Annotated in this window: 11 protein-coding genes and 1 riboswitch; of the genes, 9 read left to right on the plus strand and 2 right to left on the minus strand. The window is 71.6% G+C overall.

Annotation, left to right across the window (positions count from 1 at the left end):
* Nucleotides 1–3 precede the first annotated feature (3 nt).
* Nucleotides 4–762 carry a 5'/3'-nucleotidase SurE gene (gene surE, locus KFLA_RS15465; RefSeq protein WP_012920742.1) on the plus strand — a complete coding sequence of 253 codons (759 nt, stop codon included), beginning with the start codon at nt 4–6 and terminating at the stop codon, nt 760–762.
* 168 nt (nt 763–930) lie between these two features.
* Here the strand turns inward: surE and KFLA_RS15470 are convergent, their stop codons facing one another.
* Nucleotides 931–1,761, minus strand: coding sequence for a hypothetical protein (locus tag KFLA_RS15470; protein ID WP_012920743.1), 831 nt, complete (start codon nt 1,759–1,761; stop codon nt 931–933).
* The gene (locus KFLA_RS38845) at nt 1,758–2,093 is read right to left on the minus strand and encodes an RNA polymerase sigma factor (protein WP_237706816.1); all 336 of its coding nucleotides are present in this window, start codon (nt 2,091–2,093) and stop codon (nt 1,758–1,760) included. The genes KFLA_RS15470 and KFLA_RS38845 overlap by 4 nt, the downstream gene beginning before the upstream one ends.
* A 431-nt stretch (nt 2,094–2,524) precedes the next feature.
* Nucleotides 2,525–2,652: riboswitch (cobalamin riboswitch) on the plus strand.
* A 167-nt stretch (nt 2,653–2,819) separates the two neighbouring features.
* Between KFLA_RS38845 and KFLA_RS39675 the strand changes: the two genes are divergently transcribed.
* The 8 genes from KFLA_RS39675 (at nt 2,820) to KFLA_RS15515 (ending at nt 12,546) form a co-directional block, all read left to right on the plus strand.
* Nucleotides 2,820–5,240 (plus strand): VWA domain-containing protein, encoded by a 2,421-nt coding sequence (locus tag KFLA_RS39675; RefSeq protein WP_420167161.1) that lies wholly within the window; start codon nt 2,820–2,822, stop codon nt 5,238–5,240.
* Nucleotides 5,241–5,319: 79 nt separating this feature from the next.
* Complete coding sequence (gene cobO / locus KFLA_RS15485) at nt 5,320–5,934, plus strand: cob(I)yrinic acid a,c-diamide adenosyltransferase (protein ID WP_012920745.1); 615 nt, start codon at nt 5,320–5,322, stop codon at nt 5,932–5,934.
* The gene (locus KFLA_RS15490; protein ID WP_012920746.1) at nt 5,931–7,286 is read left to right on the plus strand and encodes a cobyrinic acid a,c-diamide synthase CobB; all 1,356 of its coding nucleotides are present in this window, start codon (nt 5,931–5,933) and stop codon (nt 7,284–7,286) included. The genes cobO and KFLA_RS15490 overlap by 4 nt, the downstream gene beginning before the upstream one ends.
* On the plus strand, nt 7,283–8,731 hold the full coding sequence (gene bluB / locus KFLA_RS15495) for a 5,6-dimethylbenzimidazole synthase (RefSeq protein WP_012920747.1): 1,449 nt from the start codon (nt 7,283–7,285) through the stop codon (nt 8,729–8,731). Before KFLA_RS15490 ends, bluB begins: the two co-directional genes overlap by 4 nt.
* A complete protein-coding gene (locus tag KFLA_RS15500; RefSeq protein ID WP_049797351.1) occupies nt 8,728–9,342 on the plus strand; it encodes an LURP-one-related family protein in 615 nt (204 codons plus the stop codon). The genes bluB and KFLA_RS15500 overlap by 4 nt, the downstream gene beginning before the upstream one ends.
* Before the next feature lie 204 nt (nt 9,343–9,546).
* Nucleotides 9,547–10,599: a LolA family protein gene (locus KFLA_RS15505; RefSeq protein ID WP_237706817.1), complete on the plus strand. Its 1,053-nt coding sequence runs from the start codon at nt 9,547–9,549 to the stop codon at nt 10,597–10,599.
* 125 nt (nt 10,600–10,724) lie between these two features.
* Nucleotides 10,725–11,690 carry an ABC transporter ATP-binding protein gene (locus tag KFLA_RS15510; protein ID WP_012920750.1) on the plus strand — a complete coding sequence of 322 codons (966 nt, stop codon included), beginning with the start codon at nt 10,725–10,727 and terminating at the stop codon, nt 11,688–11,690.
* Nucleotides 11,677–12,546: an ABC transporter permease gene (locus tag KFLA_RS15515; protein WP_012920751.1), complete on the plus strand. Its 870-nt coding sequence runs from the start codon at nt 11,677–11,679 to the stop codon at nt 12,544–12,546. The genes KFLA_RS15510 and KFLA_RS15515 overlap by 14 nt, the downstream gene beginning before the upstream one ends.
* Nucleotides 12,547–12,550 lie beyond the last annotated feature (4 nt).

Raw genomic sequence — 12,550 nt, forward strand, 5'->3', positions numbered from 1 at the left:
AACATGGCGCCCCTCCGAGTCCTGATCACCAACGACGACGGTTACCAGGCCCGCGGAATCCGGGCGCTGGCCACCGCCATCGCCGCAGCCGGCCATGAAGTGCTGGTGGTCGCTCCGCTCGACGACCAGAGCGGCGTCGGCTCCGCCCGCCGAGGCCTGGTCGACCGCCCGATCCGGACCACCGAGGAGACCGAGGACGGCATCACCTACCTCGGCGTCGACGGCACCCCCGCCCTCGCGGTGACGCTGGCCCGGGCCGGCGCGTTCGGCCCGTCGCCGGACGTCGTTGCGTCGGGCATCAACCACGGCCACAACATCGGCGTACCGATCCTGCACTCCGGCACCGTGGCAGCCGCGCTGACCGCCGCGACGCAGGGCCTGTCGGCGATCGCCGTCAGCCTCGACTCCGAGGACCCCAAACACCTCGACACCGCCGCCCTCGTCGCGGCCCGAGCCCTCGACTGGCTGGCGACCGAACCGGCCGGCACGGTGATCACCGTGAACGTCCCCGACCGCCCGCTCGACGAACTGGAAGGCGTACGCCGCGCCACGCTCGCCCCGATCGAACGCTCCCGCATCACCGGCGGCACCGCCCCCACCGGCGAACCCATGATCCGCCTCGAACCCCCGGCCGCCGCCCCGTCTCCGGACACCGACGAGGCGCTGCTGGCCGCCGGCTACGTCACGGTCACTCCCCTCATCGGCATCCGCGAGGCCCCCGGCGACGCCGCCGCGACGTACCTGAACCAGCACCTCACCTGAACCAGCACCTCACCTGAACCAGCACCTCACCTGAACCAGCCCCGGCACCGCCGTCCGCGAACCACTTGAGGGGATAACCCTGCACGTTGTGGGTCCGCCCCCCGCATACCGGGGTAGAACCCACATCCGCGGGGGATATCCCCTCAAGTGGGCTTGCGGCGCGTGGCGCTACTTCATCGGGCGGGGGGACACCTCGAGTTCGACGAGGTTGTTCTGTCGGGCGAAGCTGGGCTCGATGACGTACCAGGTGGGCGGCGGTGTCGCGTTCGGGTTCTGGCGGCCGGTGGGCCAGCGGTAGGTGATGGAGAAGCCGCGCTGCCTGAGGATCGCCGAGATCTCGCCGACGGGGCGGTTGAGCCACTGGATGCCTTCCAACGGTTCGTCGCGGCCGTTCAGGGCGCCCGTCGCGGCGTACTGCTCGCCCGGCGCAGCCGCTCGGTTGATCCCGAACCTGGCCGTGCCCCGGTAGTCCTTCGGGATGGTGAACTCCGGCACGCAGGGGTAGGTCGCCGCCTCGACACAGCCGGCCGGTACGGACTCGAAGCGGATGCGCTGGCGCGTGTTGCTGCCGCTGTACAGCTGGCCGTCCGCCTGACCGACCTGGGACGGCGACGCCGGGATCAGCACCAGTTCGATGTCGAGACCCTGCGCCTTGAACTCCTCGTTGTAGCGCCGGGAGTCCGCCACCGGGTCGAGGATCCGCACCTTCAGAAACTCGCCTTCGGTGCTGAACGACAACGCCGGCCCGAGGGCCTGCTCGCGGGTGCCGCCCGGCCAGCCACTCGTGCTGACGACTACTCCGCCGAGCAGACTGGCCGCCACCAGAACGGGCGCGAGCCGGCGTACCGGGTGCCGGCTCCGGCGTGCTGCGACGACGTCGACGGGACTGTCGAGAATGCCGGCCAGCAGCTCCGCGCGGCTGGCGGGCGTGACGTCGCCGAGGGCGTCGTCGGCGGCGGGGTCGAGACGGCGTACCAGGTCGAAGGTCTGGTGGGTCATCGGTTCACCTCGGTGGTCGAGTCGGACGGTGAGAGGGCGGCGATGAGGCGTTCCAGCCGTCGCCGGGCTCGGTGCAGGCGGACACCGGCCGCGTTGCGCGAACAGCCGAGTGTGGCGGCGAGTTGCGTGGTGTCGAGGCCTTCCCAGGCCACCAGGGACAGGAGTTCGCGGTCGGTGTCGGACAGTTGCTCGAAGGCGGCCGCGACGGGACCGAGCTCGGCGTCCAACCGCGGCGCCGGAGTCGAGGGCGAGAGGTGGCCGCGCAGTTTGTCGGCGAGGCTGGAGCGGCGGCTTTCCCCTCGCCGGTAGTTGGCCAGTACGCGACGAGCCACGCCGTACAGCCAGGGCAGGGTCTGCTCGTCGGCGGGTACGTCGTCCAGCCGTCGCCAGGCGGTGAGAAGGTTTCGGCGAGCAGGTCCGCGGCGTCGTCGCGGCTGGCGGTCCGGCGTACCAGGTAGCGCAGTACAGGGTCGTGGTTGACGGCGAAGAGGGCCTCGAAGCGGGCCCGGCGGGGATCGGGGCCGGTGTCGGTCACCGGGTGGGCCTCGTTCCCCGGCCCTCGCCGGGCCGTTGCGGTGGATGGCGTCATGCCCGGTCAATGTCCGGCAGTGGTGATTTCTTACAACCCGTCGGGGGCAGCCGCGGCCGACGCTGTTCGGCCGGGTCGCGGCCGGCCGGCGGTGCGTGGCACGGTCTCGATCCCAGTCTTCGGTGGGTCGTCGGGTGAGGTTGGTCTCCGGTCGGGGGTGCCGGCGGGGGAATGTGGAATGATCGCCCGGACGGTTGAAGAGGAACACCGGTGACGGCCTGGCGGCCGGAGTCCGGGGCGGTCCCGCCACTGTGACCGGAGCGATCCGGAAGCCAGGACATCTTCGTCCGTCCGCCAGGGAGCGCTCTCCGCGTTTCCGGGCGCACCGTTGCCGATGCGGGCGTGGACACCCGCAGGACGAAGGGATTCACCGCCGATGCGGCCTGCTCCGAACCAGCCCGGTGAAGCCGGACAACCTCTTCCCACCCCGCCGGCGTCGACGGGTTTCCCGTTCACCGCGGTGGTGGGGATGGAGGACCTCCAGCTCGCCCTCGTGCTCGCGGCGGTCTCACCCGCGATCGGCGGCGTGCTGATCCGCGGCGAGAAGGGCACCGCCAAGTCCACCGCCGTCCGGGCCCTCACCGAGATCCTCCCGCCGGTCGAGGTGATTCCCGGCTGCCGCTTCTCCTGCGCCCCTACCGCCCCCGACCCCATCTGCCCCGACGGCCCTCACCCGCCGTACACCCCGGCCGCCCCGGAAACCGCTCCCACCGGGTACGCCGGAGATCCCGCGACCACCTCGCCGGAGACCGCTCTCTCCGGCGCGCGTTCGGCGTCCGCCGGGGATGCCGCGGCCGGCTCCCGGGAGACCGCTCTCTCCGGCGCGCGTTCGGCGTCCGCCGGGGATGCCGCAGCCGGCTCCCGGGAGACCACTCTCTCCGCGGCGCAGCCGGCGTACGCTGACGACCTCGCGGCGGGCATGTCCGGAGACCGTTCCGCCGCGCCCACCGCGTTCTCGGCCTCGCGTTCCGCCGCGGGCGCAGGCTCTGGCGCGGTCTCCCGGCCGGCTCGGTTGGTGGAGCTGCCGGTCGGGGCTACCGAGGACCGGGTGCTCGGGTCGCTGCACCTGGAGCGGGCGCTGGCCGAGGGCGTGACGGCGTACGAGCCGGGGCTGCTGGCGGCGGCGCACCGCGGGATCCTGTACGTCGACGAGGTCAACCTCCTGCACGACCACCTGGTCGACGTGCTGCTCGACGCCGCCGCGATGAGCCGGGCGACGGTGGAACGCGACGGCGTCTCCATCACCCACCCCGCCCGCTTCGTGCTGGTCGGCACCATGAACCCGGAGGAGGGCGAGCTCCGCCCCCAGCTCCTGGACCGGTTCGGCCTGACCGTCGACGTCGTCGCCAGCCGCGACCCCGCCGTTCGTGTCGAGGTGATGCGTGCTCGCCTCACCTACGAGGCCGATCCTGCCGCCTTCGTCCGCCGGTACGACGCGGCGCAGCGCGAGCTGGCCGAGCGGATCGTCAAGGCGCAAAGCCTGCTGCCCGACGTGATCCTGACCGACCCGGCGCTGCGGCAGATCGCCGAGATCTGCGCGGCGTTCGACGTCGACGGGATGCGCGCCGACCTGGTCACCGCCCGGACGGCCGTGGCGCACGCGGCCTGGTCCGGGCGCACGGTCGTCGAGGTCGAGGACGTCCGCGCCGCGGCGAAGCTGGCCCTGCCGCACCGCACCCGGCGCAACCCGTTCGACGCCCCGGGACTGGATCAGGACCGCCTCGAGCAAGCGATCAGCGACAGCACCCCGCCGGACGACCCGGACGACGACCCCGACGGCGGCGCCCCTGGCCGTCCCGACGGTGGCCCGAACAGCGACGGCGATCCGAGCGGCGACGGCAGCCCGGACGACGCCCGTGACCCGGGGGCCCGCGATCCCGATGCTCGCGACTCCGACCTCACCGCGGACCGCGACGCCAATGGCTCCGCCCCAGGTGATCGCGCCCCGGACGGTGGCTTGAGCGATTCCCCGGCCGACGGCAACCCGCAGCGCGTCCGCGGCAACGGCTCGGCAGAGAACACCGGAGATCCGGAGAACGCGCTCTCCGGTGACGCTCCGACCGGCGACGTGGCGACCAGTTCCACGCCGTACAAGGCACGGTTGCTCAGCGTCCAGTCGGCCGGTCCGGGCGTCGCGGGTCGTCGCTCCCGGGCGATCACCGAGGTCGGCCGGGTGGTCGGCGACCGGGCGCGGGTCGGCCGCGAGTCCGGTCGCCCCCACCTCCTCGCCACGCTCCGCGCCGCGGCGCCGCACCAGCATTCCCGGGGCCGGTCCGGCCCGGGCCTCGCCGTCCATCCGACCGACGTCCGCCTGGGCGTCCGCGAGGGCCGCGAAGGCAATCTGGTGCTGTTCTGTGTCGACGCGTCCGGCTCGATGGGCACGAAGCGGCGGATGAGCGAGGTGAAGACCGCGATCGTGTCGTTGCTGCTCGACGCCTACCAGCGGCGCGACAAGGTCGGCCTGGTCACGTTCGCGCGCAGCCAGGCGACCGTCGCGCTTCCGCCGACCGGCAGCGTCGAGACCGCCGTGCGCCGGCTGGAGTCGCTGCCCACGGGCGGAAGGACGCCGCTGGCGGAAGGGCTGGTCCGGGCGGCCGACGTACTGCGGATCGCCGCGATCCGTGATCCCCGGCGCCGGCCGTTGCTGGTGCTGGTCACCGACGGGCGGGCGACGCACGGAGAGAGCGCGTTCTCGCGGGCCCGGCAGGCGGCCGAGTGGATCGGGCACCAGGGCATCGCCGCCGTCGTCGTGGACTGCGAGCCGCGCCGGGGCGTCCGCCTCGGTCTCGCCGCCGAGCTCGCGACCAGCCTGCGCGCCGAGTACCTCGACCTCGGCGAAGTTGCCGCGGGCAACCTGGTCCAGGCCGTCACCACCCGCAGCGCCGCATGAGCCGCCCGAGTTGCACGACGCAGCAGCGCAGGGTGGAGCAGGGAACGAACAGTCGCGTGGGCGGCGGAGGGAGGGGCTGATGCCGAAGGGACAGCCGAGTGTGGTTCCGGTGGACGGGTTGACCACGCGCCAGCGGCGGAACCGGCCGTTGCTGATGGTGCACACCGGTGAGATGAAGGGCAAGTCGACGGCCGCGTTCGGCCTGGCACTGCGCGGCTGGAACCAGGGCTGGAACATCGGGGTCTTCCAGTTCGTCAAGAGCGCCAAGTGGAAGGTCGGCGAAGAGAGCGCGTTCCGTGCTCTCGGCCAGTTGCACGAGGCAACGGGCCAGGGCGGCCCGGTCGAGTGGCACAAGATGGGCGAGGGCTGGAGCTGGTCCCGCAAGGCGGGCACCGAGCAGGACCACGCCGCCGACGCGCTGGAGGGCTGGCGCGAGATCCAGCGCCGGATCGCCGCCGAGACGCACGACCTGTACGTGCTGGACGAGTTCACCTACCCGACGAAGTGGGGCTGGATCGACGTCGACGAGGTGGTGGACACGCTCACCCACCGCCCGGGCCACCAGTACGTCGTGATCACCGGCCGCGACGCCGACCAGCGGCTGCTCGACGCGGCCGACCTGGTCACCGAGATGACCAAGGTGAAGCATCCGATGGACGCCGGCCAGAAGGGCCAGAAGGGAATCGAGTGGTGATCCCGCGGATCGTCGTCGCCGCGCCCGCCTCGGGTGCCGGCAAGACGACGGTGGCCGTCGGCCTGATGGCGGCGTTGCGCCGCGCCGGGCACACGGTGGCCGGCTTCAAGGTCGGCCCCGACTACATCGACCCCGGCTTCCACGCCGTCGCGACCAGTCGCCCGGGCCGCAACCTGGACCCGATGCTGTCCGGCGAGCAGCGGGTCGCGCCGCTGTTCGCGCACGGTGCCGCCGGCGCGGACGTGGCGGTCGTCGAAGGCGTGATGGGCCTGTACGACGGGGCGCTCGGCACCGAGGGGTTCTCCTCGACCGCGCACGTCTCGAAGCTGCTCCGGGCGCCGGTCGTGCTGGTGGTGGACGCGTCCGCGGCGGGCCGCAGCGTCGGCGCGGTGGTCCAGGGCTTCGTGGCCTACGACACCGGGGTCCGGATCGTCGGCGTGATCCTCAACAAGGTCGGCACCGACCGCCACGAGGCCGAGGCTCGCGCGGGCGTCGCACCGACCGGCGTACCGGTGATCGGGGTTCTGCGGCGGGACACCCGGCTGACCGTGCCGAGCCGTCATCTGGGGTTGGTACCGGCCGACGAGCAGCGGGCGCAGGCGGAGGCCGCAGTGGACGCTGCAGCCGAGCTCGTCCGCGCAGGCGTCGACCTGGAGGCCTTCATGGTGGCAGCGCGGGCCGCTACGCCGCTCGACACCGAAGCTTGGGACCCAACCGCCGAGGTGACTCCGGCTGAGGAGAGCCGGCCGGTCGTCGCGATGGCGGGAGGTCCGGTGTTCTCTTTCCGCTACACGGAGACCGCCGAGTTGCTGACTGCGGCGGGTGCCGATGTGGCAACCTTCGATCCGCTGCACGACTCACTACCGGAGGGCACCGCCGCCCTGTACCTCGGTGGTGGCTTCCCCGAGATGCATGCCGAAGCTCTGTCCGACAACGAGCGTCTGCGCGCCCAGGTGGCGTCCGCAGCGGCCGCGGGTCTCCCGGTGATCGCCGAGTGCGCCGGCCTGCTCTACCTCTGCCGCGAACTCGACGGCCACGCTATGACCGGTGTGCTCCCCGCGACTGCCCGGATGACGCCGAAGCTGACACTGGGCTACCGGACCGCTGTCGCTGCGAGCACTACGGCGTTCTTCGACGAAGGACGCCGCGTCCGGGGCCACGAGTTCCACCGGACCGAGGTACGACTCGACGCGGACGACTCACCCGCGTGGTACCTCCCCGGAGGCAAGCTGGAAGGAATCAGCCGGCCCGCGGTGCATGCGTCGTACCTGCACCTGCACTGGACCGCGACTCCGGATGTCCCGGCCCGGCTGGTCGCCGCTGCCCGAGTTCACGTGGGGCTCGAGAAGTGAGCCTGGTCCTCGGCATCGGCCTGCGCGCCGGTACGCCGTACCGCGAACTGCGGGAGTTGGTGGATCGTGCATTGGCTGGTCTGGAGCCGCGCGTCGTCAGCCAGGTGGTGACTGTCGACGGCAAGGAAGCCGAGCCTGGCCTGCAGCGGCTGGTGGCGTCCCTGGGCGCGCAGCTGTTCACAGCGACAGCCCTGGAGCTCGGACAGCAGCCCGTACCGACTCCGAGCGAGCGCGTCGACCACCTAGCCGGAACGGCGAGTGTTGCCGAGGCTGCAGTGATCCTGAGCGGCGCTGACCTGGTGGTGCCGAAGCTGAAGTCAGCAGGAGCAACGGTGGCTGTCGGCAGGCTGTCGGTCGAGCCGGACACTGCAGCGCCGGGCTACGCGCCGCGTGACCGCGAGGTGGTGCACCGGGTGATCGCCGAGCGGCGCGACGTACGCCGAGGCTTCCTGGACCGGCCCATCGCTGACGACCTGCTCACCCGAGTCCTGGAAGCGGCTCATCGCGCGCCCAGCGTCGGCCTGAGTCAGCCCTGGGACTTCCTGCTCGTTCGCGACGTCACCACCCGCCGCAAGATCCATGACCTGGCTTCGGCCCAGCGCGATGCGTTCGCCGCGTCGCTGCCGCCCGACCGTCGGAGCGCCTTCGACGGTCTGAAGATCGAAGCGATCTTGGACACGCCGCTGAACATCGCGGTCACCTGTGACCCCGGCCGGGGCGGGCGGCACGTGCTGGGCCGGCATGCTGATCCGCGGACCACCTGGTTCTCCGCAGCGATCGCCGTGCAGAACCTGTGGCTCGCTGCTCGGGCCGAGGGCTTGGGAGTCGGCTGGGTGTCGTTTTTCGAACCAGCTGAGGTAGGAGCGGTGCTGGACCTCCCGGCACACGTTGAGCTGGTCGGATACCTCTGCGTCGGTCATGTGGAGGAGTTCGCGGTCGCCCCAGAGCTGGTGCGGTCGGGCTGGGCTGCGCGGCGACCGCTGTCCTGGGCAGTGCACCAGGAGCAGTGGGGTCAGCGGGGCTTGCCGGGAGAGACCGCCAGTCCGGCACTCGCCGTAGAGGCTGCGGTCGAGGCGGCGGAGTCGCCAGGGCGGGTAGGCAGCGGTGAGCAGGTAGTGCGGATCCTGGTTGTGGACGGTGGTGACCCGGCCGAGTATCTGCGCCGCGCGGAGACCCTCGTCGTACAGGTAGGAGCTGAGAAGCCCGCTGCGGACTTCGGTGTGCTGTGGCGGCCGGCACGCCGTACGGACGAGGCTGTGGAACTAGGCGTCGAGGTGGCGCGCGACCTGGTGCTGCAGGGCGTCGGGGAGTTCGTCGTGCAGTGTCAGGGCGAGTCCGACGCCGCTCTGGGCCTGGTCCGGGGCATCCGTTGGGGCGGACTCGCCTGCGGTGTGAGCGTCAAATGCGGGGATCAGCCGGACGCGATGACAGACTCGTCCGTATGACCGTTCCACCGCAAGGCCCAGCGCCCATGTACGTGCCCTCCTTCTCGATGAAGCAGCGGATCACGATGATGGCGAACCAGTACGAGCTCATCGCGACCAATCCCGACGGCAGCGACGGACAGCTGCTCGCCTTCGCGCAGCAGAAGCGGATGGCGTTCAAGGAAGAGGTCACCTTCTTCACCGACGACCGCAAGACGCAGCCGGTGTTCTCGTTCAAGGCACGCAAGCGGCTCGACCTGGGCTCGGGCTACGACGTGTTCGACCCGAACGGCCAGCCGATCGGCTGGTTCAAGAAGGAGTTCGGCAAGAGCCTGCTGCGCTCCAGCTGGCAGCTCACCGGTCCCGGCTTCGAGGCCGACGGGACCGAGCGCAACCCGACCGTCGCGATCGTGCGGCGGGTGTGGGAGTTCGTGCCGTTCGTCGGCGACATCCCGCTGCCGTTCATCTTCCACTTCGACTTCACCGACCGGACCAGCGGTCAGCCGCTGCTGTCGGTCGAGCGCAAGGTCTCGGTCCGCGACCGGTACCGGGTGACCGTGCACGACTCGCGCGTCGACTTCCGGGTGGCGGCCGCGATGACGGTCGCGCTGGACGCGCTGCAGAGCCGCTGACCTGTCCGCCGGCCGGCGGACGGATCCGCGGATTTCGTCCGCCGGCGGGCGGAGAGCGAGGCCGGTGGTCTCACTCTTTTGGGTGAACGAACCCTGAGAGCCTTGGTTCCGGCCGGTGCCGGTGCGAGGCTTGAGGACATGGGAGCAGCGAGGCGCGGTCGACGGTGGATGGTTCCGGTCACGGCAGTTGCGGTGGTGGCGGGCGTGGGAGCGCTCGGGCCAGTGGTCGCGGATGCCTCTCCAGAGCTACCAGGGATCACCGCGCAGGACCTGCTCGCCAAGGTGCAGACCGCCGAGGTCGACGGCTTGAGCGGCACGGTCCGCTCGGCCACCGACCTCGGTCTGCCGGCGTTGCCCGGGGTGGACGGCGGCAGCCAGATCCCCGACCTGCTGACCGGTGAGCACACCGCCCGGGTGGCCTTCGCCGGCCCGGACAAGGCGCGCGTCGCGGTGCTCGACGAGATGGCCGAGCGGGTCTGGACGACCGACGGCAAGACCGCATGGGCCTACGACTCGGCCGAGCGCGAGGCCGTCAAGGTGACGCTGCCGGCCCGGCCCGCCACGCCGGCCCGGCCGAAGGTTGCGCCGGAGCACGAGGCGTACGACCCGCAGGCGGTGGCGAAGAAGTTTCTCGCCCAGATCGACCCGACCACCAAGGTCGAGGTGACCGGCACCGAGTCGGTCGCCGGACGCGACGCGTACAAGCTGCGGCTGGTGCCGCGCACGGGCAAGACCACGGTCGGCTCGGTGACGCTGGCGATCGACTCGAAGACCTGGGTCCCACTGGAGGTCACCGTGCTGCCGCGCACGGGCAAGGACCCGGCCGTGCAGCTCGGGTTCTCGTCGGTGTCCTTCGACGTCCCGGCGGCGAGCACCTTCGCTTTCACTCCGCCGAAGGGCGTCGCGGTGACGGAGAAGAAGCTGCCGGCGATCACGCCGAAGAAGGCCGACCCGGCCAAGCCCGGCGCGCCGAAGGCGCTGCCGAAGACCGACCCGAAGAAGGCGGCCGACCGCCCGACCGTGATCGGCCAGGGTTGGGAGAGCATCGTCGTCCTGCGGGACGTGAAGCTGCCGCGGGGCAACGCCGCGCTCGACCAGCTGCTGGCGAACGCGCGCACGGTCCAGGGCAGCTGGGGATCGGGCAAGATCCTGACCAGCAAGATGGTCAGCGTTCTGATCACCGACGACGGCCGCGTTCTGACCGGCCTGGTCACGGCCGACACGCTCGCCGCCGCCGCGCCCCTGGCTCCTCGCTGACCGTGCCGACCACCCCGAGCTCCCCGCGCACGGGAGCTACCGCCGACCACGTCTCGGGCCCCTCCGCAGCGGAGGGGCCCGAGCCGGAGCAGCCACCCGCCATCGCCGAGAACCGCAGTTGGTCGATGAATGGCAGTTGTTCGGAGGCGCCGATCGTCACGCGCGGGCTGACCAAGCGGTTCCGCAGTGGGCAGGTGGCGGTGGCGGGCATCGATCTGGAGGTGCCGGCCGGCAGCATCTTCGGGTTTCTCGGGCCGAACGGTTCGGGCAAGACGACCACGATCCGGATGCTGCTCGGGCTGATCACGCCCACCTCAGGGACCGTGCAGGTGCTGGGGCAGCCGATGCCGAAAGCGCAGCTCTCGGTGCTGCCTCGAGTAGGGGCGTTGGTCGAGGGGCCGGCGTTCTACCCGTTCTGGACGGGCAGGGCCAACCTCCTGCGGTTCGACGCCGCCGACCGGACGGCCGACCCGAGCACCAGGAAGCAACGCGCCGGCGAAGCGCTCGAACGCGTCGGTCTGTCCAATGCGGCCGGCAAGAAGGTGCGCGCCTACTCGCTCGGCATGCGGCAGCGGCTCGCGATCGCGGTCGCGCTGATGCAGCGCCGCGACCTGCTCGTGCTCGACGAGCCGACGAACGGCCTGGACCCGCAAGGCACCCGCGAAGTCCGCTCGCTGATCCGCGAGCTCGCCGGCGACGGCACCACCGTCTTCACCTCGACGCACCTCCTGGCCGAGGTCGAGCAACTGTGCACCCACGCGGCGGTGATGAGCCGAGGCCGCCTGCTGCGCCAGTCGACGATGGCCGAGCTCCGCTCGGAACTGCGCCCGCGCCTGGTCGTCCGGAGTCCGGACCTCGAGCAAGCCAAGCAAACGCTCGCCGCCTTGGGCGTCACCGACCTCCGCGAGCCCGGCGAGACCGCCACCGACGATCCGACCGTCGAGGGCGATCCCGGCGAGCTGCCGATCGACAAGCTCGCCGCCGCCCTGGTCGCCGCCGACGTCCGCATCCACGGCTTCGGCCTGGAACGCCCCAGCCTCGAAGAGTCCTTCGTAGCGCTCACCGGAGAGGGCTTCGATGTCGCTGAGTAGCCAGACCGTGACCCGCCGGCCGGCGCCGGCCCGGCCGAGTGCTGGGCGGCACACGGTGGCGTTGTTCCGGTCCGAGTTGCACCTGGTGTTCGGGCGGGCGCGGACGTGGGTGCTGCTGGGCGTGCTGGCCGCGGTGCCGGTGATGATCGGGCTGGCGATTCGGTTGTCCGGGTCCTCGGGAGACGCCGAGGGGTTCATCGGGCAGGTCGCCGGCAACGGGTTCTTCCTGATCGTGGCCAGCCTCGGGTTGTCGCTGCCGTTCTTCCTGCCGACGGCGGTGACGGTGATCTCGGGGGAGTCGCTCGCCGGCGAGTCCAGTCTCGGCACCCTGCGCAACCTGCTGACAGCGCCGGCCGGGCGGTCGCGGCTGCTGGCGGCGAAGATGGTCGCGCTCGTGCTGTTCTGCCTGGCGGCCACGTTGACGATCTGGCTGAGCGGACTGATCGCCGGATTCGTGCTGTTCCCGGTCGGTGACGTCGTCCTGCTGTCCGGTACGACGATTCCGCTCGGCGACGGGCTGCTCCGCGCGCTCGGCATCGCCCTGCTGATCGCGGCGTCGTTGCTGGGCCTGGCGGGCCTCGGCCTGTTCGTCAGCTCGTTGACGTCCACGCCGCTGGCTGCGATGGCGGCCACCTTCGGTGCGTTCATCGTGTTCGGCATTCTCGGCGCGATCCCGCAGATCGACGAGATCCACCCGTGGCTGCTGATGTACGGCTGGACCTCGTTCGCCGACCTGCTGCGCGACCCGCCGTACTGGGACGCCATCATCCGGAACCTGCTGATGCAGGCCGGGTACCTGGCCGTCTTCTACGCCGCCGCCTGGGCCCGCCTCACCAGCCGGGACGTCAACGGCTGACCGC

The organism is Kribbella flavida DSM 17836, assembly GCF_000024345.1.
Taxonomy (GTDB): domain Bacteria; phylum Actinomycetota; class Actinomycetes; order Propionibacteriales; family Kribbellaceae; genus Kribbella; species Kribbella flavida.

Excerpts from the sequence above, each read along its gene's own strand:
- KFLA_RS15500 (WP_049797351.1), top strand. The coding sequence starts at position 8,728 with ATGACCGTTCCACCGCAAGGCCCAGCGCCCATGTACGTGCCCTCCTTC.
- KFLA_RS15510 (WP_012920750.1), top strand. The coding sequence starts at position 10,725 with ATGAATGGCAGTTGTTCGGAGGCGCCGATCGTCACGCGCGGGCTGACC.
- KFLA_RS15515 (WP_012920751.1), top strand. The coding sequence starts at position 11,677 with ATGTCGCTGAGTAGCCAGACCGTGACCCGCCGGCCGGCGCCGGCCCGG.
- KFLA_RS39675 (WP_420167161.1), top strand. The coding sequence starts at position 2,820 with ATGGAGGACCTCCAGCTCGCCCTCGTGCTCGCGGCGGTCTCACCCGCG.
- cobO (WP_012920745.1), top strand. The coding sequence starts at position 5,320 with ATGCCGAAGGGACAGCCGAGTGTGGTTCCGGTGGACGGGTTGACCACG.
- KFLA_RS15470 (WP_012920743.1), bottom strand. The coding sequence starts at position 1,761 with ATGACCCACCAGACCTTCGACCTGGTACGCCGTCTCGACCCCGCCGCC.
- surE (WP_012920742.1), top strand. The coding sequence starts at position 4 with ATGGCGCCCCTCCGAGTCCTGATCACCAACGACGACGGTTACCAGGCC.